This is a genomic window from Paenibacillus motobuensis, from assembly GCF_039521865.1.
GTDB classification, from domain to species: domain Bacteria; phylum Bacillota; class Bacilli; order Paenibacillales; family Paenibacillaceae; genus Fontibacillus; species Fontibacillus motobuensis.
Genome location: NZ_BAAACX010000008.1, coordinates 129,824 through 149,271, shown reverse-complemented (window position 1 = coordinate 149,271; position 19,448 = coordinate 129,824). Strand labels below are relative to the sequence as shown.

17 protein-coding genes and 1 riboswitch are annotated in these 19,448 nt (G+C 48.7%); of the genes, 3 read left to right on the top strand and 14 right to left on the bottom strand.

Translation table 11 applies throughout. The annotated features are described in order from the left end of the window. Window positions 1–116: 116 nt before the first annotated feature. Window positions 117–1,277 carry a phosphodiester glycosidase family protein gene (locus tag ABD014_RS08845; RefSeq protein ID WP_343860031.1) on the top strand — a complete coding sequence of 387 codons (1,161 nt, stop codon included), beginning with the start codon at window positions 117–119 and terminating at the stop codon, window positions 1,275–1,277. On the opposite strand, the gene ABD014_RS08840 is transcribed toward ABD014_RS08845, so the two are convergent. Beyond that, entirely contained in the window at window positions 1,264–1,725 is a 462-nt protein-coding gene (locus tag ABD014_RS08840; protein ID WP_343860029.1) for an AraC family transcriptional regulator, read from the bottom strand. The genes ABD014_RS08845 and ABD014_RS08840 overlap by 14 nt on opposite strands. A 162-nt stretch (window positions 1,726–1,887) precedes the next feature. After that, the gene (locus ABD014_RS08835; RefSeq protein ID WP_343860027.1) at window positions 1,888–2,874 is read right to left on the bottom strand and encodes a Gfo/Idh/MocA family protein; all 987 of its coding nucleotides are present in this window, start codon (window positions 2,872–2,874) and stop codon (window positions 1,888–1,890) included. 133 nt (window positions 2,875–3,007) lie between these two features. On the opposite strand from ABD014_RS08835, the gene ABD014_RS08830 reads away from it, so the two are divergent. After that, window positions 3,008–3,841, top strand: a complete 834-nt coding sequence (locus tag ABD014_RS08830; RefSeq protein ID WP_343860025.1) for an SGNH/GDSL hydrolase family protein — start codon at window positions 3,008–3,010, stop codon at window positions 3,839–3,841. A gap of 434 nt (window positions 3,842–4,275) precedes the next feature. Then, window positions 4,276–5,268: a chitosanase gene (locus tag ABD014_RS08825; protein ID WP_379337556.1), complete on the top strand. Its 993-nt coding sequence runs from the start codon at window positions 4,276–4,278 to the stop codon at window positions 5,266–5,268. 98 nt (window positions 5,269–5,366) lie between these two features. Here the strand turns inward: ABD014_RS08825 and ABD014_RS08820 are convergent, their stop codons facing one another. From ABD014_RS08820 to ABD014_RS08765, 12 genes are all read right to left on the bottom strand, one after another. Further along, on the bottom strand, window positions 5,367–5,867 hold the full coding sequence (locus tag ABD014_RS08820) for a CYTH domain-containing protein (RefSeq protein WP_343860021.1): 501 nt from the start codon (window positions 5,865–5,867) through the stop codon (window positions 5,367–5,369). 197 nt (window positions 5,868–6,064) lie between these two features. Then, window positions 6,065–7,948 carry a molecular chaperone HtpG gene (htpG, locus tag ABD014_RS08815; RefSeq protein ID WP_343860019.1) on the bottom strand — a complete coding sequence of 628 codons (1,884 nt, stop codon included), beginning with the start codon at window positions 7,946–7,948 and terminating at the stop codon, window positions 6,065–6,067. 596 nt (window positions 7,949–8,544) lie between these two features. Beyond that, the gene (locus tag ABD014_RS08810) at window positions 8,545–9,321 is read right to left on the bottom strand and encodes an ABC transporter ATP-binding protein (RefSeq protein ID WP_343860017.1); all 777 of its coding nucleotides are present in this window, start codon (window positions 9,319–9,321) and stop codon (window positions 8,545–8,547) included. Then, window positions 9,322–10,437, bottom strand: a complete 1,116-nt coding sequence (locus ABD014_RS08805) for an ABC transporter permease (RefSeq protein WP_343860015.1) — start codon at window positions 10,435–10,437, stop codon at window positions 9,322–9,324. An 82-nt stretch (window positions 10,438–10,519) separates the two neighbouring features. Further along, a complete protein-coding gene (locus tag ABD014_RS08800) occupies window positions 10,520–11,896 on the bottom strand; it encodes a sensor histidine kinase (protein WP_343860013.1) in 1,377 nt (458 codons plus the stop codon). Continuing rightward, window positions 11,893–12,567 (bottom strand): response regulator transcription factor, encoded by a 675-nt coding sequence (locus tag ABD014_RS08795; protein WP_343860011.1) that lies wholly within the window; start codon window positions 12,565–12,567, stop codon window positions 11,893–11,895. Before ABD014_RS08795 ends, ABD014_RS08800 begins: the two co-directional genes overlap by 4 nt. Before the next feature lie 728 nt (window positions 12,568–13,295). After that, window positions 13,296–14,000, bottom strand: coding sequence for a thiamine phosphate synthase (gene thiE / locus ABD014_RS08790; protein WP_343860664.1), 705 nt, complete (start codon window positions 13,998–14,000; stop codon window positions 13,296–13,298). Between the two features lie 176 nt (window positions 14,001–14,176). Next, the gene (thiD, locus tag ABD014_RS08785; RefSeq protein ID WP_343860009.1) at window positions 14,177–14,986 is read right to left on the bottom strand and encodes a bifunctional hydroxymethylpyrimidine kinase/phosphomethylpyrimidine kinase; all 810 of its coding nucleotides are present in this window, start codon (window positions 14,984–14,986) and stop codon (window positions 14,177–14,179) included. Then, entirely contained in the window at window positions 14,983–15,828 is an 846-nt protein-coding gene (thiM, locus tag ABD014_RS08780) for a hydroxyethylthiazole kinase (RefSeq protein ID WP_343860007.1), read from the bottom strand. The genes thiD and thiM overlap by 4 nt, the downstream gene beginning before the upstream one ends. Before the next feature lie 223 nt (window positions 15,829–16,051). Further along, complete coding sequence (gene tenA, locus ABD014_RS08775) at window positions 16,052–16,753, bottom strand: thiaminase II (RefSeq protein WP_343860005.1); 702 nt, start codon at window positions 16,751–16,753, stop codon at window positions 16,052–16,054. Between the two features lie 232 nt (window positions 16,754–16,985). Continuing rightward, window positions 16,986–17,090: riboswitch (TPP riboswitch) on the bottom strand. Window positions 17,091–17,161: 71 nt separating this feature from the next. After that, entirely contained in the window at window positions 17,162–18,991 is a 1,830-nt protein-coding gene (locus ABD014_RS08770; protein WP_343860003.1) for an adenine deaminase, read from the bottom strand. Between the two features lie 170 nt (window positions 18,992–19,161). Beyond that, entirely contained in the window at window positions 19,162–19,419 is a 258-nt protein-coding gene (locus ABD014_RS08765; protein ID WP_343860001.1) for a hypothetical protein, read from the bottom strand. Between the last annotated feature and the right edge of the window lie 29 nt (window positions 19,420–19,448).

Sequence of the window (19,448 nt, the reverse complement as noted above, 5' to 3'; positions counted from 1 at the left end):
AGTCAAGTATGAGCGCGCCCCCAAGAAAACCAATCATTCGACAAAATTTCCCTTTTCTCGCACCTTTTCAGGTATAATATACTAATACACAATACCTATAAAGGAGATTCAGCTTCATGAAAAAAGCAATCCTACTTGCGTCACTAATGTTCGTCAGTATAATTCCAGCCAGCTATGCCGCGCCCCCTGCCAAGAACTTCGTAATCATGGATGACAAGAGCAATCATTCCTTCATCCCACTACGCTCCTTGAACGGCTTGGACGGCATCAAGACCGTATGGACACCGGCTGAGAAACGGATCGACCTCATCCGAGACGAGACTCAGCTTACGATGCACTTGGGAAAGACACAAGCTATCCGTAATGACGAGGCCATTAAACTGTCCGATGCTCCGTTCACTGAAGGCGGCATAACCTTCGTGCCTTTACAGGTTATTAAAGATTCATTTCCAGTATCGCTGGAATGGTCGAAGGATACTTCTTCGCTCACTATACATAGTAAGGCACCCGAGGCTTCGACAGAGAACCTGCTTACCGCCTCACTTCCTTACATAACGAAATCTACCTATGGCAAAATGGACAAGCCAATCATCAGCGAACGGAAAACGTTCAAGGTTAGCGGCAAATCCTATAACACGCAAATGGTCACCATATCGCTCCTGCATCCGAAGGTCTCACTCGATGTTGTCCTTGCCGGAGATAAGCCAGGCAATGTGGAGGATCTCAGCAGCATCGCGAAGCGCAGTAAAGCGACCGTAGCCATCAACGGAACCTTCTTCGACGCCTATACGACAGGAAGCTATAAAGGTCCTTATGGTTATATCATTCGTGAAGGAAGCATAGCTCATAAGAGCTCTGGTGACCGTCGTACGGTATTTACCTTCGACAACAATCTGTTGGCTGAGTTAATACCCGGCTCGGACTTCCCGGCCAGATTTGCTGAAGGAAGCATCCAAGGCGGGCTGCAGGCTGGACCTCGTCTGATCGTTAACGGCAAGGTAGCCCTTAATGTGGTGGATGAAGGCTTCAAGGATCCGAAGATTCTGACTGGCGGCGGCGCCCGCAGCGCGCTCGGTGTAACCCGCGACCATAAGCTAATCCTGCTGACAACTGGCGGAGCTACGATCCCTCAGCTGGCAGAGATCATGAAGCAGGCTGGTGCCTACCAGGCGATGAATCTGGACGGCGGTGCGTCCAGCGGATTGTACTATAACGGCAAATATCTGACCACTCCAGGGCGCAAGATCAGCAACGCTCTAGTAGTCAAGGTTCAGTAGGTTGGACAGGTACACATATTTCGCAAAACTCGTTGCGTGTCATATCACCAATGTATCTTTCTATAATTGGCCTTCTATCCATTTGATAGCCTCCGTTCTGTAGAGCGGGGAATATATCGGACCATGCCTTTTGAATATCCTCTGCCGTATGTTTGACTTTGAAAATCACATATTCGCCACGAGGTAAAATACCTTCACAAATAGCGTCATCCAGTGGATAGTCCTCGGATAGGACAATACATGCGTCAAACCTACACTTTTCAGGGGGCGTGGTTTCAGGGTTATCCTGGGGAATTCCGAGTAGAATCGTCGATGCCGTGAGCAAGTTGTTCTCCTTAGCCCATTTTTTCAGTGTCTCCATCGCTTGAATGTTGGCTGGGCCATATGGACCCCTTTGGCGAACGTATGCAATACGATATTGCGGTATAACTTCGACCTTAATACTCATGTGTTCTCTTCCTTTCATTGGGAATTTCTGATACATTTCGAATCCTATCATGGTATAAAAAAATATTCATAACTTTTTTTCTAATATCCAATTCTGAATATCAAAAAAGTACGAGCCATTTATGATGGTCTCGTACTTTTTGTCATCCGTATTTTGTATTCACTAATTCAGATCCGCAGGGAATCGTATGCCAATTTGCTGTCTTGCTTCCTCCATAATCTCTGCCACAAGCAGAGAATGGGTAAGCGAGTTTACACTGCTCTCACGAAGTCCGGTCTCGATCAGATCAATGAACTCACGAGCTTCGTAGAACATGGATTCTTGCATTTGCGGCTGCCGCAAATCCTCGATCGTGCCGTCGCGATAAATGATTTTCACATCATAAGGCTGATTAATCCGTTCTATCACCAGAGTTCCGTTCTCACCTTGAATCTCTGCCGGGAGATAGGAATCAGCGATCTTCGAATACATCACCGCCGCATCCATCTCATCATAATTCATGATAATGTTGCCCTCGCCATCCGCACCGGACGGCAATAGAATCCCGTTAGCCTTAATCTGTTGGGGCTTCCCGAACAAGGTAACCATCGGATAGATACAATAGGTTCCGAGATCCATTAGCGCTCCGTTCGAAAATTCGGGATTAAAGGCGTTCAATATCGTCCCCTGCTTAAATGCATCATAACGTGAGGAGTATTGACAATAGCTCGCAAAATATCTGCGCACTTGCCCCAGCTTATATAAATTGTTCTGAACTACCCGGAAATTAGGCATCAGCGTGGATTTCATCGCTTCCATTAACAATACATTGTTACGTCTTGCAGCTTCGATCATTTTCCGAGTCTCTGCCGTATTCGATGCCATCGGCTTCTCACACAATACATGCTTCCCCTGATCCATACATATAATGGCCTGTTCCATATGGAGAGAATTCGGGCTGGCAATATATACGGCATCTATTTCCGGACTTGACGCCATGGCTGACACATCTGTATATACGGTCGGACTTCCGTATTTGGCGCCAAAGGCTCTCCCTTTCTCTTCTGTACGAGAACATACCGCTGTTAAGGCGAAGCGTTCCGTTTCCATCGCCGCATCAATAAAGCGCTCCGTAATCCAGTTCGTTCCGATAATTCCGAATCGCACCATACTATTCAACCCCTTTTTCTCTAGTATTAATAAAATATCCGATTTTGAACACGCTATCAACATTCTCTCATGAGAAACATCACATGTCCACCTTTCACAAACCCTTCATCAATATAGAATGAATCGGCCGCCAATGCACTTGCGTTTTGCTTGGGCACTAATCTACAATAGAACCAAGATCATGAAGCATGAAAATGAGGTGAGTACGATGGGTGAGCGCGACGTTGACTTGATGAGCGGAGATACTAAATATATGATTTCCGGTGATTCCATTTCCAAAGGGGTCATCTATGATGAAGAACGCAACAAATATGTCATTCTGGAGGACAACTATGTCTCACTCCTGCAGCAGAAATTGAAGGGTGCGGTCCGCAATACGGCCCGATTCGGCAATACCTTGATGAAGGGCTTCAGTAATCTGAAGCGAGATGTGGATAAAGATAAGCCAAATGTCGTCTTGATCGAATATGGCGGCAATGACTGCGACTTCAATTGGAATGAGATCGCCGATAATCCTGACGCGGAGCATAGCCCCAAGACGGATTTCAATACATTTGAGAAGATGCTTACGGAAGCCATTGAATATTTGAAGAAGCAGCAGATTACTCCGATTCTGATGAACCTGCCGCCTCTGAATGCAGATAAATATTTCAAATGGGTTAGCAGGAGCAATCCGGATGCCGAGAAGAACATTCTAAGATGGCTCGGCAGTGTAACGAAAATATACTGGTGGCAGGAGAGATACAACTCTACCATCCTGAAAGTCTCTGAAATGACTAAGACCAAGTATATCGACGTGCGCGGCGCATTTCTGCAACACCCTGACTTCACCAAGTTCCTGTGCTCGGACGGAATTCATCCTAATCAGGAAGGCCATCGCATCATCAGCGAGAAGGTGCTCGAATTCGTGAAGAGCAATTACCAATACCTTCTGCTGGACTCCACCAACAACCTGGCCTTGGAATAGAACTAAAGACAAAGACCCAGATCCCCGATAAACGCAAATTCGAGAATGGGTCTTTTTGCTGTCTGAAATAATCGATATATGGGGTTACGGCCTCAATCCTAATCTAAAAAAATAGTTCTATACATATCCATAATTATCCATTATAATCATATTGCACCATAGATAAGCAGATCGGGATAAAAATACTTCCCGCTCCATGCAGATCCGTTAGAGACGGATGTTTTTTATCCCAACAAAGTTTAAGCGCTTAAATTTAAATTGTGAGGAGGCTGATCATCCTAAGTATTTTATTTCTATATTTTTGTGAGGTTCAATCAAACAACCGGAAGTTATTCTTCATCCCAAAAGTTAAAGCGCTTTAATTATTGAATTAACATCTACATCCGATTATTAAATTCGCCAAAAACAAATGATGGAGGGAATTAGGAATGAAAATGACAACCGAAAAAAGAACCAATCCCAAAGGAAGACTTACAGCGATTATGCTCAGCTTTGCCCTGCTCAGTTCGATTGTAGCATTTTCCGGCCCTGTGCAAACCAAGGCATATGCCGAGCTTCTTGATAACGATACGGATACGAAGGCTACTCAAACTTTGACCCTTACGGAAAGACAGACTAACGGTCAGGAGATTGCACCCATGGCGGCTGAAACCCCTGAATCAAAATTTTCACCGCAAACCCTTCAATTTTTAAAAACCAATACGGGCCTTAACGCAGAACAGTGGGATAACATCATGAAGCTCGTCAACAAGCCGGAGCAGGACGACCTTAACTGGACCAAATATTACGGTTACTGCGAAAATATTGACGATGACCGCGGCTATACAATCGGTATTTTCGGAGCCACCACAGGCGGGCCAAACGACCAGGGGCCGGATGCTCCCGCTTTATTCAAAGAATATGACCGGGTCAAAGGAGCCAGTAACCCAAGTGTTGAAGGGGCGCTCAAACGGCTCGGAATCAACGGTAAAATGAAAGGTAGCATCCTGGTCATATCGGACAGCAACAGCACATTTGTTAAAAAAATCAACAGTCTGCAAAATGATTCTGCCTGGAGAGAAGCTATGTGGCGCACCTTCTATAATGTCTATATTAAATATAGTGTCGATCAGGCCAAAAACCGCGGCTTTAATACGGCCTTGACCATCGGTTCTTTTGTCGACACCGCATTGAACCAAGGCGCAACGGGCGGTTCCAACAGTCTGCAAGGCCTTCTGTCCAAATCGGGCAGCAGCAAGGACGAAAAGACGTTTATGACGAAATTTTATGCAGAGCGCACCAAAGTGGTTGACACTAACCAATACAACACACCTCCAAACGGTAAAAATCGCGTCAAACAATGGAGCACGCTTCTGAGCATGGGTGAGACCGATCTGAAAAACGCCGATGCTGCTATTAAGCAAGTAACCAATTGGATAATGAAATAAACCCGATGTCCAGGTAAACAAGCCGTTATAGTAGAACAAAAAGCAGGGGCATCACCGAAGATGCTCCTGCTTTTTCTCTTTTACGCTTCCTCTGCTCCTTACCCTTTCCGGGCCTGAAGCTCCTGCCATACTTTTTTATTGCTGTACTGCTTGTCTGAACTGATGTCTTTGCCAAACCATTCGGGAGCAGCAAAGCTCTCCGCCTCTTCCAGCGAAGCAAATTCCACTTCCAACACCAGCAGCTGAATTTGCTCGTAATCGTCCATTTCGATCACATAGTCTCCCCATAACGCCGTAGTCCGCTTTTTAATAAGCGGCACAGCTTGATGGATATCAATTATTTGTTCGTATAACCCTTCGGAGATGGAATACTCCACTTCCTCACGGGCAATCCCGTGACCCTTTTTGAAGGTATGCGTATATTCGACTTTCCCGCTTGTCAGATCATGGATTTTACGGACTCTCAGCTCCTGGTCCCCATGCAGGGCGAGGTATGTCTGTTCGATGATCTGCTCTTTTTCAATCCGGATCTCGCCTTCTTTGATCCTATTCGCCGGATACTCCGGCAATAGAAATTTACATTCAATTTCAAGTGACATCACAATTCTCCTTAGTCCTCAATCTAAGCTCTAAACCATTCCATATTATCTCATTGTCCTTAAGTATAACACCGCCCTTGAAAATAAAATATCCTGTCCCACTTCGATCAGTGAGACAGGATATCGCAGCCAAATCAGCCTTAGCCAAACTACACATATCCAGCATTATAAATCTGACTGCGCACTTCACTACATGCTTACAGCATGATTTTGCAAATATTGTTGGTGAAGTCTACCGGATCTTCTATCGGCAAGCCTTCGATCAACAGGGCCTGATTGTAGAGCAGGTTCGTGTAGAGATTCAATTTATCTTTATTTTCCACAGCAAAAGCATCCTTCATCGCCTGGAACACTTCATGATTCACGTTGATTTCCAGCACTTTGTCGGCCTTCACTTCTTGACCGCTTGGCATCGCATTCAGCACTTTCTCCATTTCGATCGACACTTCACCCTCGGAGGAGAGGCAGACCGGATGGGATTTAAGGCGCTTGGACGCTTTTACTTTCTTCACTTTACCGCCAAGGAAGCTGTTCATATATTCGAACAGATCTTTATTTTCCGACTCGTCCGCCTTGGCCGCTTCATCATTGGCATCTGTTTCGATACCAAGATCGCCGCTGGATACGGATTTGAATTCCTTATCCTTGTAATTCATGATCACTTTAATCGCAAACTCATCGATATCATCGGTGAGATACAGAATTTCATAGCCCTTATCGGCTACCATTTCCGTCTGTGGCAGCTTCTCAAGACGCTCAACCGACTCGCCGGCAGCATAATAGATATACTTCTGATCCTCTGGCATTCTCGATACGTATTCATCCAGAGTAGCCAGCTTCTTCTCCCCGGAGGACGTGAACAGAAGCAGATCCTGCAGTACTTCCTTATTCATGCCAAAATCATTGTAAACACCGAATTTCAATTGACGGCCAAAGGACTCATAGAATTTCTCATACTTGTCGCGATCATCCTTAAGCAAGGTTTGCAGTTGGCTCTTGATTTTGCTTTGGATGTTTTTGGCGATCATTTTCAGCTGACGGTCATGCTGCAGCATTTCCCGAGAAATGTTCAGCGACAGATCTTCAGAATCCACCATCCCTTTGACAAAGCTGAAATAATCCGGCAGCAGGTCGCTGCATTTGTCCATGATCAGCACGCCGTTGGAATAGAGCTCCAGACCCTTCTCATATTCCTTAGTGTAATAATCGAAAGGCGTCTTCTCCGGGATGAACAGGATCGCATTGTAGACGATAGCGCCATCCGCCTTGATATGGATATGCGAGATCGGTTTGTCGAACCCGTAGCGCTTCTCCATATAGAAGTTCTCGTAATCCTCATCGGTCAATTCACTCTTGTTCTTGCGCCAGATCGGTACCATGCTGTTAACTGTCTGTTCCTCGACAAAATTCTCAAATTCATCCTCGCTGCCTTCCTTAGGACGACTCGATTGAATATCCATTTTGATCGGGTATCTGATGAAGTCGGAATACTTCTTGATGATCGATCTCAAACGATATTCTTCGAGATACTCGTCGTAATTCTCATCTTCCGTATTCTGCTTAATCTTAAGTGTAATTTCGGTACCGACATTATCCTTCTCACAAGCCTCGATCGTGTAACCATCTGCACCAGCAGAATGCCATTGATAGGCTTCGCTGCTGCCCAGAGCACGGCTGATAACAGTAACGTCATCGGCTACCATAAATGCAGAATAGAAGCCTACGCCGAACTGGCCGATAATGTTATGTCCATCTTTCGATTCATTCTCATTCTTGAAAGCAAAAGAACCGCTATTGGCGATAATCCCCAGGTTATTCTCCAGTTCTTCCTTCGTCATCCCGATACCTGTGTCGGAGATGGTCAGGGTACGGTTCTCTTTATCCACCGCGAGCTTAATATAGTAATCGTCTTTGTTAAAGACCAGGTTATCATCGGTCAAAGCTTTGTAATAAATCTTGTCAATCGCATCGCTCGAATTGGAGATCAATTCCCTCAGAAATATTTCCTTTTGCGTGTAGATGGAATTAATCATCATTTCCAGCAATCTTTTGGATTCTGCTCTGAACTCTTTCTTAGCCATGAATGAATAATCTCCCTTCAATATTATCGTTAGGATCACACTGTTAAAATTCCATATTGCCCCTCTTAGCACTCATACCTCCAGAGTGCTAACACATAACTTTATATTAAATATCCTAATTTTCAATGTCAATATCTCATTGTGATATTCGTGCATTTCTATCAGGATTTTCCGGTCACAAGCCTGGCATGAGCATTTCAACAGCAAAAGCATGTTTAGATAGACGTGGAAATCACATAGAAATTCTAAAATCAGCCTGATCGCATCTATCCAGGGGTCAAAAATGACCGTTAGAGCAACTAAGAAGCCACTTCGCTATCCTAGTGGTCAAAAATGACCGTTAGAGGGAAAAACGCGGCGTCCTGATCCATTATCCTCTTGTAGCGGACATAAGTGTCCATTACAAGGGAGGCGTATCCATGGATCCACGCTAACGGTCAATATTGTCCATTGAATCCGGTTCGAAAACCTGGATATATCCACATGTTTGGACACACAAAAAGGGCGTCTCCGGGTCGGATGATCGACCTTTGAGACGTCCCCTAGAAGAAGCCATATGCAGACTAGCCAAAGCCCCGAGTGAATAACTGTTACAGCTATCTCTCCGACAGCTTGCCGTCTTCGATATACACGATGCGATCACATAGATCGAGCATCCGTTGGTCGTGAGTGACCATAACCGCTGCCTTGCCGCGCTGCTTCACTTCATCCGCCAGCATCTCTACGACGGCTCTGCCTCTCTCCGAGTCCAGACTGGCCGTCGGCTCATCCGCGAGAATGATCTCCGGGTCATTCATCCATGCCCGGGCGATGGACACACGCTGACGTTCGCCGCCAGACAAGCTGTCTGGATAATGCTTCAAGCGATGTCCCAGACCAAGCTCACGCAGCAGCTTCTCTGCCTTGGCGTGTGATTCCTTGCGTGATTTGCCGGCTAATTCACCAATCAGAATCAATTGATCGATGACCGTGAGATAAGGGATCAGGTTGGCTGATTGAAAGACAAAGCCAATCTTGTCGAGCCGGATTTGGTTCAACTTCTTCTCAGGCAGTTGGCTAATCTCCTGATCGCCGATCCAGATTTGTCCGCTGGTCGGCGACAATAGCGCTCCGGCAATCGAGAGGAAGGTACTCTTTCCCGCGCCCGAAGGTCCCACGAGAGCGACAAATTCGCCTGCCTTGACCCCTAGCGAAATTTGATCCAGCACCTTCACAGAGGTGTCCCCGTCACCGTACAGCTTGCTGATATTTTGCAGCAGCAGCTTGGTATTCGTGGCAGCGCCTCGCGCACCTGCAATCTTAGCAGCACTATTTTCACTATTGTCGATTTGCTCATTCAAGTAATCTGTCGCACTATTCATTACTGTACTCATTTACATCGCCCTCCCAATCGCTTCAATCGCATCTACCTTAACAACGCGGTACAAGGACAACAGCGAGCCCAGTAAGGACACCACGATGAATAATACCGCACATCCGGCAACCACCGACGAATTCAATTGGAACGGCATGCTGTCTGGAAGCACCATAGCGACGCCATAGGTCAGCAAAATACTGATAGTGAGACAGACCAACGATAAAGTCAGCACCTGCAGCACCAGACTGCGAGCGAGATAACTATTCTTGGCGCCAATTGCCTTGAGAACACCAAACTGATTCATTTTTTGGATCGTAATAACATAGAAGAAGACAGCCAGCACGAAGGCAGCGATTATGAACAGGAACGCAATCATCATAAGCAGAGAGCCCTGCTCCTCCTGGTAACCCGGGATTCCCTTCAGCGCCGTATCTTTATTCACGATTTCAATGCCTTGCACCTCGCTGGTGATCTGATCCGCAATCGTCTTGCTGCCGCTCAGGGCAACCGCATTATATGCTGCGCTCTCCACAGTGGCTGGCCTGCCGGCCTCGGTTGCTTCCAGTCCTTTGAAGCTCATCAGAATGACAGGAGTATGGCTGTAGGATTGGCCCTCCGTGAAGCCCACGAGCTCATATTGCTGCCCCGATGCCTGATCCTCGATCATGTCTCCAAGCTTAAGTCCCTTATCAGCAAAAGTCTTGTCAGCGACCGCTTCATTGTCCGCTCCGGCAGCCATCAACCGCCCTTCCGTGATAGCCGGGGCCAGCGCGCCTTCCGGATCAACACCGAAGAAGGTTGCGTCAATTTTCTTGGTGTCGTCCACTTTGGCGATTGAGGTCATTTTGACGCTTAGTGGATTTAATTCGACGTCCTGTTGATCGCTGGATGCCTGCTGGATCTGCTTCCAGGTATCTTCTGTGATCATCGAACGGTTCAAGCGGTGATCCGCATCCTGCTGAAGAATTATATAGTCCGCCTTCATATTTTGAATGGATGACGCATTAGCGTAAGATAACCCCTGCGCCAGCCCAGTTACAAACAGAACGAGAAAAGCAATGAGAACCATAATGAGTGAAATGAGCAAATAGCGCGTCTTGGCATGCTTCATCTCTCGAATTGCTAGAAACATTGTGTTCATCTCCTATCCTATAAGTTGATCTCTTTATGCAAATAACTATAGGGCTGGAATATGAACACAATATGAACAACAATTACTTCATCGGCAAAATAACACGAAATACTGATCCCTTGCCAAGCTCACTCTCTACCTCAATTCGTCCACCGTGCATAGTGATGATTCTGTTCGTGATCGCGAGCCCCAGACCGCTGCTGCCTTCCTTGCGGCTTCTCGTCTTGTCCGCGCGATAGAATCTCTGAAAAATATTCGAGATATCCTCCGCGGCAATGCCGATCCCCGTATCTTCTACCTCAACGACACAGTCATCGTGCGGCTTCAGACGAACGAAGATCGTGCCACCTTCTTCAGTATATTTGATGCTGTTCGTAAGTAAATTAATCCACACCTGCTGCATAAGTCTGCTATCGGCATAGATCATGATAGAGGGGAGGTCCATATCGATAGCCAATTCCTTCTCGCGCCAGCTCCATTCGGTCATGAACAGGACCTGCCGGATCTGATCGCCAACATCGAAGCTGCTCTTCTCCAGGATTGCTTCCTCCTTTTCCAGTGAGGCCAGCATGAGCAGCTGCTTGCTTATCTGCGACATCCGCTTGCTCTCGTCCTCGATAATGGACAAGTAATGACGCCGCTGCTCTTCCGGTAAATCTGCATGAAGCAGCGTATGTGAGAAGCCCTGGATAGAGGCAAGTGGCGACTGCATCTCATGCGATACGTTGGAGACGAACTCCTGCCGCATCTCTTCCAACTGTTCTAGACTTCGCGTCATATGGGTAAAGCGATTGGCCAGCTCGCCGATCTCATCCTTTCTTTTCAAATCCAGCTTGAAATTGTACTTCCCTTGGGCCAGCATTTTGGTCGCTTCCGTTAGCTTGATGATCGGGTGAACGACCCAACGCGTATTAAATACGAACAGAAGGATGCTCATCGCGATGGTGAGGACCAGAATGATAGCGAAGAAATTCCGCAATTCCCCGAACTGCACCTCTACATTAGGGCGGATAAATAGCGCGAAGGAATCCTCGGCCGTCTTGAGTGGAACGCCAATTGTATTTTTCAGATCATTGTCGAAGAACCCGGTAATGAACAATCCTGGAGGGAAATTCGCAATCCCGTGATAGACTTGTCCGTCAATGACGCTCTTAACCACCTGCTGATCCAGTTCTGTTCCGCGGAACGACCCTCCGTAGAAATAACCGCTTCCCTGCTCGTTCACAATGTATAGCTGATAGCCGAGATCGCCAACATGCGTCAGATAGTCACTCAGATTAACCTCGCGGTTCGTCTCGTAGAAAGCTTGAATCTGTTCGGCCATCTTACTGATCTTCTGGTCGTTATACGGCTTCAGCTTGTGCTGATAATAAATGTTCGAAGCGATAAAGGCCGTGATGCTGCTGACAAGAATAACAAGAATCGACGTGAACAAAATACGGATGTACAGCGATCTCATGAGCTGGCCGCCTCCAGCTTATAGCCAACGCCCCGCATCGTAGTAATGATGATATCTTGATTGTCCTTGAAGCGGTCGCGCAATCTTTTGATATGAACATCCACTGTACGGTCATCCCCGTTGAAATCGATGCCCCAGATCAGCTCGATCAACTCCTCGCGCGTAAAGATTCGCCCCGGATAACTGGCCAACTGAAATAGCAGTTCAAATTCTTTCAAAGGCAGCATAAGCTGCTTGCCCTTGCAATGTACTTCGTATCCTTTACGGTTCATGATCGTGTCTCCGAGCTTGATTGACTCCGCGCTCACCATCTGATAGCGTCTGAGCAGCGCTTTGATCCGAAATAACAGCTCCTGCGGTTCAAAAGGCTTCGTCAAATAATCATCGGTCCCTACCGAGAACCCACGCTCCTTATCGGCCAGCTGATCCTTGGCCGTCAACAGAATAACCGGAAAATCATAATACCGTCTGATTTCCTCGCATAGTTGAAATCCGTCCTTACCGGGCATCATGACATCTACGATGGCAAGGTCAATGTTCCGGGAGAAGAGAAGCTCTGAGGCCTCATTGCCATCCGCAGCCTCGATCACCCGATATCCCTCTTTCTGCAAATAATAGCCCACCAGCTCGCGAATATGCCGATCATCATCAACGATTAATATATCTAACATGATTACTAGCATCCCCCTGTACAGATCGTCCGTGAATACAGTCAATATATCGCACTCTATGCGATATCTCAAATAGGCTAATCGGGGGCTAAGTATGATGATCAATGCACCTGTCCATTCTAATCCCGGCACAAAAATAGGGCCTCTCCGGTAGTGTTCTACTTCCGAAGAAGGCCCTATTGTGACGTCCTGATACATCCTGATGATGATCTGATCTATTGTGCTGTATGCCGCCTCTAACGAAACGTGGTATCGCTATTTGGTTGCATAAGCGGCTGACCCAAATTGTAATAAAACCGGGCTCGTCAGGGATCAAAGCGTCCGAAACTTCCTTCCTAAGGAACTGGGGTGTCCGCTAGACATATAATTTCGAAAATCCCCCGAAGGGACAGTTATGTCTGTTAGATCCGTCCCCTGCGGGTTGACAATCACCGTGTACACAGGGAGAAGTGCGCACCCAATAATTCGATTTGTAACGGACAACGATGACCGTTAGAAGCGAAAACCCTCCGTCGTCCAATTCTAACGGACACTTATGTCTCTTAAACACTGCCAACCAGCGGCAAAAGGGTATTTTCATATTGTAACGGTCACTTATGTCTGTTAGACATCAGAATATCGGAAAATTCCCCTCTAAGGGACAGTTATGTCCGTTAGATTTTTACAATATATTTTGCCGCTGTTTTGGCGGAAATAGCGTTCTGTAGTTTGTCGTTAGCAAAAAGCCGCTATGCCTCTGAACCCTGCGAGGCTGAGGCTGAGCTCGAGCTTGCTAGAGCGCGAAGCACTTCGCGCTTGAGCGTGGCCGCGGCGCCCTGGGCGTCGTCCGCCTGGGTGATCGCCGAGATCACGGCGACACCATCCGCTCTGGCGGACACGACCTCCGCCGCACGCGCCGCGGTAATCCCGCCGATGCCGACGATCGGCGCGGCAATGCCCTGGGCCCGCAGCGTCTTAAGCACCTGCGGGCCCTGCACAGCACGAGCATCCTTCTTGGAGCTCGTCGGATAGATCGGGCCGATACCGAGGTAATCGGCCCCCTGGTGGATGGCGGACCTTGCCTCGCAGGCCGTAATCGCGGATACCCCCAGTATCCGCTCACCGATACGGGCGCGCACGCAGTCCGCCGCCTCATCCTCCTGGCCGATGTGAACCCCATCGGCATCCACCGCCAGCGCCAGCTCCACATCGTCATTGACGATGAACAGAGCTCCCGCGCTGTGGCACAGGGCCCGCAGCCGCCCGGCCAGCTCCAGCCGGGCTTCCCCCGTCAGACTTCCGGGCCCTTTCTCCCGAAACTGAACGAGCGTGGCTCCGCCCTCCAGCGCCTCACTCACGACCTTGACGGGATCTTCTTTGCAGTCTACAGAACCTACGACCAAATAGAGCTGCAAATACTCACGCATTCGGTCGGAGGAGATTCTTCCGTGTATTCCAACACATTCTCTATTTTCCTCCGTACCATTGTCTATTAAGCCCTGATTCACTGACTTGAGCTTGTTAACCTCCTGCTTGCTTTTCCCCATTCCATCTTTCTCTCGCGGTTCCTCCCGCATGTATCCACGAACGATTTCGCCAGCGATTGCCTCGACAGACGTCCCATCTTCATTCACCAGACTTGTACCCTCCTTCGACAGTAGGCCCAATGATTGGTTGGTCCATGACCCTGCCCCAGCTCCAGCGTGTCCTCAATCGCCGCTTGGATGAAGGCGCGCGCCTCCTCAACAGCCTGCTCTACGGTCAGCCCCTTTGCCAGGCCAGCCGCGATTGCGGCCGAGAATGTGCAGCCGGTTCCGTGCGTATGCTTGGTCTCGATACGTCTACCAGCGAGTTCTGTAAATACGCAGCCATCGTACAACAGATCTATTACTCGCTCCCCTTGATCATGACCGCCCTTGATGACCACGGTTCGCGCTCCATGTTCGGAGATACGCTTCGCAGCTTCGCGACGATCCTCCATCGTACGGATCTGAATGCCGGACAGCACTTCCGCCTCTGGAATATTCGGCGTAATGATCAGGGCAAGCGGGAGCAAATGCTCCTTCATCGCCTGAATCGCTTCGGTGAGCAGCAGCGATGTCCCGCCTTTGGCGATCATCACCGGATCAACGACAACATTTCGCCAGCCGAAGCTGGCAATCTGTCCCGCAACCTGTTCAATAATCTCCGCATTGAAGAGCATTCCTGTCTTGAGCGCATCGACGCCGATATCCGAACCTACCGCGCTGATCTGCTCGGCCGATGCCTCAGGCGGCAATGGATACACCTTCTCAACACCGATCGTATTCTGAACTGTAATCGCGGTGATCGCCGACATCCCGAACACATCCAACTCCTGAAAAGTCTTGAGGTCGGCCTGAATTCCGGCACCACCGCCGCTATCCGAACCGGCGATCGTCAGAGCTCTAGGTATACTCATCTTGATTCACCTCCGGCAGCCATGCTACTCGCCTCAGCTATAGCTGCATACCCCTTCACCGAATGAGGGTGAAGCTTGGCCAGTTCATCCAGGAAAGCAACCTGGAAGCTGCCCGGACCTAACGGGGCGGTCCGTTCCGCAGCACGAGCTGCGGCCGCACCGTAATAAGCCAATCCCGCCGTGCCCGCAAGCATCATATCCCGCTCGACCGCTGCGAAAGCCCCCAGCACAGATGTCAGCAAGCAGCCAGCTCCGGTCACCTGGGTCAGTAGCACATCTCCGCCGCTGATGATCCGGTAGTTAGCCCCATCGGCTATGACATCCTCTTTGCCAGTAATGGCTACTACTGCATTGAATTGACGGGCCGCCCGGAGCGCGATTTCCGCATTTGCTCCCGCACTGCTTTCAGCCGCATCTACTCCTTTAATCTCCGAGACCTCACCGACTAGATTGGCGATCTCCGAAGCATTGCCGCGAATTAGGGCAATCTTCACCTCACGCAGAATTCGCTGAGCTGACTCCGTACGAAGACGGGTCGCCCCCGCACCTACAGGGTCCAGCAATACGGGAACTCCATGAAGGTTGGCTGACTTCCCGGCGATGATCATTGCATCCACCTGCTCAGTCGACAGCGTGCCAATATTCAGTACCAGTGCACCAGCCACTTTGGCCATATCCGCTACCTCCTCCCGGGCATAAGCCATCACTGGCGAAGCGCCAAGCGCAAGCAGACCATTCGCGGTGAAATTGGTAACGACCACGTTCGTCATATTATGTACGAGCGGCCGTGCCTTCTGTACCTTAGTTAAGAGTGCAGCAATATCCTGTTCGAGTGTACTCATTCTAGATCAACCCCATTCCCAAATTTTATTTCTGCATCATTCCCATCTGAGATCTGATGCTACAACAACTTCGTAGTTCACTCCGCTTTTCGGTGGATCAGGCCAGGCCAGATTATTCCCGGCTCGCATACCAAAGCTCCGATTCGCTGAATAGCAGTTTCAACCTACTATGCCCACACGGCTTCCAGCTCACATACATACCCAATTCTGCTCTTGTACCCGTTCAGTTCCGGCCCATAGCCTCGATTCCCAAATCCATGGCAACCGGCCATTCTTCCTGGCGGAAGGCCATATCCCAGAACATATATTCCAGTTGGCAGCTCAGTAGAAAATGCTCTCTCATCCGCAGCCGCTCGGCTTCGGTCACACGCTCAGCCCAGTCATCTACATAACGGCAGAATCGTTCGGTCAGATCCGACATTCCCCCACCGTAGAAATCGATCCAATCGTAGAACGGATGCGATTCATCCGGTTTGACTTCCTCCAGCAGACGCTGACCAATTTCGATATACGTCCAGGGACAAGGCAGCAATGCGGACACAATCTCACCCAGGCTTCCTTCATGCGCAACGGTTAGCATATGGCGGGTATAGTGATGTGCCGAGGGCGCGAGCGGAAAGCCCTGGAGTTCCTCATAAGTAACACCAGCCACGCGGCAAAAATTGTTATGCGGGTGCACTTCGCTATGAAGCACGAAGTTGATCTGCTCGTTGAACATCTCGATCTCCTCACGCGTACGGCTCTTGGATATGGCAATGCCATATATCCGCATAAAGGCGTTCAAATACTCAAAATCCTGCTTCACATAATGGATCAGCTGCTCCTTCTTCAAATTCCCGTCGGCGATCCCACGTACAAATGGATGTTCATAAATAGCTTGAAAAATAGGATCTGCCTGCTGACGAAGCTGTCTCGTAAAACTCATGATCTCCACCTCCAAATTTTTTAAAAGTTGAACTTCTTCCCTACTCTCTAAGTTTTCATTTGTTCAACTTGCATACCTCTTGAATGAAGAAATCCCCTGTGTGGGCTGATGGAACCCCTTGATTTGCACGAATATATCAAATACAGCTGCAAATCTCGGTCGGATTTACACAGCAAAAAGGCCGCTCCGGATATGGAGCGGCCTGTCACTTTAACAAATATAGCTATAGCAATTCAGTCCGGCTCCACTTTCCTACGCTAGTGCTAACTAGATCAGGTTCAAAGGGTCCAAGATTTATCTTGTCTCAGTCGTTATCACGACTCCCCTAGTGGATTTCCTATTCAATTACTTATTATTTAACTATGGCAGCAGACTTATGTCAAATAGTGACAATCCCTGATGGCTGTCTTATTGCTCTTCGATGAACAAAGGAACCTTCACAAAGCCCTGCTCTGTCATCTTGAACAGACCGAGATCGGAGATACGCAGTTCAGGAATAACAACCAGCGCCAGCAGTGACAAGGTCATGAACGCATAGTTCATCGTGCAGCCTGCCTGATACAACGCCTGGCTTACCGCACGAGATTGCTCGGCAACCTGCTCGAACGGCGCATTCGACATCAGTCCAGCCACTGGCAGCGGCAGCTTGACGATCTTGTCTTCGGTGACGACAGCGATACCGCCCTGCATTTCTGCTACGGCGTTCGCAGCCTGGGCCATCAGAGCATCGGAATTCCCGATGATCATCACATTATGACAGTCATGAGCAACAGTCGTTGCGATCGCAGCCGGTACATTGAAGCCAACGCGCGATGCCAGCCCCACCGTCTTGTTGCCTGTTCCTTTGTGACGCTCGATGACCGCCAGTTTGGAGATGCCATCCTCTACCTTAAGCGCAACCTGTCCATTCTCGATCCGTACAGACACGAGGTCTTCCGTCGTATCCACATGGTTCTCGCGTACACCGATAGCTCGCGCCGTCAATTCGCCGGATTGGATTGGGGCTTCGATAACAAAGTCCTGTTCAGTCACCGCACGAGTAAGGTGTACCGAATTGATAGCCTCCTGCGGATATTCGAACTCAGGCAATTCTACGGTCATCTTGCCGTTCTCAGCCACAACTTGTCCAGCCGCAATCGTCATTACAACGTTCACGTCGGCCAGATTACCATCAAGGATGATGATGTCAGCGATGGAAGCCGGCGTAATAGTGCCTACATCCCGGGCAACCCCAAAGCGTTCTGCCGTATTGATCGTTGCCATCTGGAAAGCTGTTACTGGACGCACGCCTTGCGAGATCGCATGACGGACTACAAAGTCCATATGTCCTTCATCGACGAGAGATTCCGGGCTGCGATCGTCTGTGACGAGCATCATGCGGCGCGTATCAATGCCATAGTCTGTATGAGCCTTAATCGATTCGGCGACATCATGCCAGGCCGAACCGCGTCTCATCTTGGCGTACATGCCTCTTCTGACACGCTCAATAACATCCTCGGCGTTCACGCTCTCATGGCAGCCAGTAATTCCGCTAGCCGCATAAGCAGATATTCTCCAGTCATCCACCGGCCACGTATAGTGTCCGTCCGCTACTCTGCCAGCACGCAGCGTAGCCTGAATCTCTCCAATCATCTTCTCGTCTCCGAATACCACGCCCGGGAAGTTCATGACTTCGCCCAAAGCGATCATATCAGGACCCCAAGTGAAGGCTTCAGCAACCTCTGCCGGGCCGATCTCAGCGCCTGCCGTCTCCATATCCGGGCCTGTAGACGGAACGCATGAAGCAACCTGCATATAAGCAGCAAGCGGGGTTTGTCTGGCTTCGTCCAACATGAGTCTTAGCCCAGGTAGTCCCAATACATTTGTAATCTCATGAGCATCAAAAAATCCGCCCGTCGTACCCTTTGGAAGCACGGCTCTGGCGAATTGGGTTGGTGTGATCTGACTGCTCTCAATATGACAATGACCATCCAGCAAACCAGGAGCGACATAACGTCCGGCAGCATCGATGATCTTCGTATCTGCACCGATCATATGGCTGGCATCCGCCCCTACGAAGGCAATCCGGCTGCCTTGAACACCGATCGATATACCATCCTGAATCTCTCCAGAACATACATTGACCAGCTTCGCATTTTTAATAACCAGTGTAGCCTTCTTATCTCCCCGCGCCGTAGCAACTAGGTCAGGCACACAATCAGCAAGCTGTGGTCTGGCAAAAAACTGTGATGTACTCATGATTATGAAATCCTCCCACTTAGTAATTGTGCTGCTCTAATGCCCTTAATCTCATTGGAGCCAACAGTTTCTAGATGAAACAAGCATATACAATACATTTTAGTTTTGCAATTCTTAATCCCGATTCTACCTTCATTAGCTACCGTTAGCGATAGTCCATAGAATCGATGTTACTCAAATATAGTTGGCTTGGATTTAGGAATAAATGCATCCCGTTCCCATCCTTCCAGGATCACAATCGTATCAAGTCGAGGGTTATCCGGCCAGAAAATATACCTCTCCTGTACTAACACATCCAGAGCGGATTTAATATCCCGGTATTGACGGCCAGTCGTGCGTTCTAACTCAGGCTTCGTCGGCATTCGGTGCCGCTGCGTTGAGAAGTTGTACAGAATTCGAAGTACCTTGCGTTCCAGATCATTTAACATTACTCTCACCCCATATAGGAACATATGTT

What these genes read in the sequence shown, in the direction of transcription:
- ABD014_RS08840 (WP_343860029.1), bottom strand. Translation starts at nt 1,725, where the DNA reads ATGAGTATTAAGGTCGAAGTTATACCGCAATATCGTATTGCATACGTT.
- ABD014_RS08805 (WP_343860015.1), bottom strand. Translation starts at nt 10,437, where the DNA reads ATGTTTCTAGCAATTCGAGAGATGAAGCATGCCAAGACGCGCTATTTG.
- ABD014_RS08835 (WP_343860027.1), bottom strand. Translation starts at nt 2,874, where the DNA reads ATGGTGCGATTCGGAATTATCGGAACGAACTGGATTACGGAGCGCTTT.
- ABD014_RS08795 (WP_343860011.1), bottom strand. Translation starts at nt 12,567, where the DNA reads ATGTTAGATATATTAATCGTTGATGATGATCGGCATATTCGCGAGCTG.
- ABD014_RS08830 (WP_343860025.1), top strand. Translation starts at nt 3,008, where the DNA reads ATGCACTTGCGTTTTGCTTGGGCACTAATCTACAATAGAACCAAGATC.
- ABD014_RS08825 (WP_379337556.1), top strand. Translation starts at nt 4,276, where the DNA reads ATGACAACCGAAAAAAGAACCAATCCCAAAGGAAGACTTACAGCGATT.
- thiD (WP_343860009.1), bottom strand. Translation starts at nt 14,986, where the DNA reads ATGAGTATACCTAGAGCTCTGACGATCGCCGGTTCGGATAGCGGCGGT.
- ABD014_RS08820 (WP_343860021.1), bottom strand. Translation starts at nt 5,867, where the DNA reads ATGTCACTTGAAATTGAATGTAAATTTCTATTGCCGGAGTATCCGGCG.
- thiM (WP_343860007.1), bottom strand. Translation starts at nt 15,828, where the DNA reads ATGAGTACACTCGAACAGGATATTGCTGCACTCTTAACTAAGGTACAG.
- htpG (WP_343860019.1), bottom strand. Translation starts at nt 7,948, where the DNA reads ATGGCTAAGAAAGAGTTCAGAGCAGAATCCAAAAGATTGCTGGAAATG.
- ABD014_RS08800 (WP_343860013.1), bottom strand. Translation starts at nt 11,896, where the DNA reads ATGAGATCGCTGTACATCCGTATTTTGTTCACGTCGATTCTTGTTATT.
- ABD014_RS08770 (WP_343860003.1), bottom strand. Translation starts at nt 18,991, where the DNA reads ATGAGTACATCACAGTTTTTTGCCAGACCACAGCTTGCTGATTGTGTG.
- tenA (WP_343860005.1), bottom strand. Translation starts at nt 16,753, where the DNA reads ATGAGTTTTACGAGACAGCTTCGTCAGCAGGCAGATCCTATTTTTCAA.
- ABD014_RS08765 (WP_343860001.1), bottom strand. Translation starts at nt 19,419, where the DNA reads ATGTTAAATGATCTGGAACGCAAGGTACTTCGAATTCTGTACAACTTC.
- ABD014_RS08845 (WP_343860031.1), top strand. Translation starts at nt 117, where the DNA reads ATGAAAAAAGCAATCCTACTTGCGTCACTAATGTTCGTCAGTATAATT.
- ABD014_RS08810 (WP_343860017.1), bottom strand. Translation starts at nt 9,321, where the DNA reads ATGAGTACAGTAATGAATAGTGCGACAGATTACTTGAATGAGCAAATC.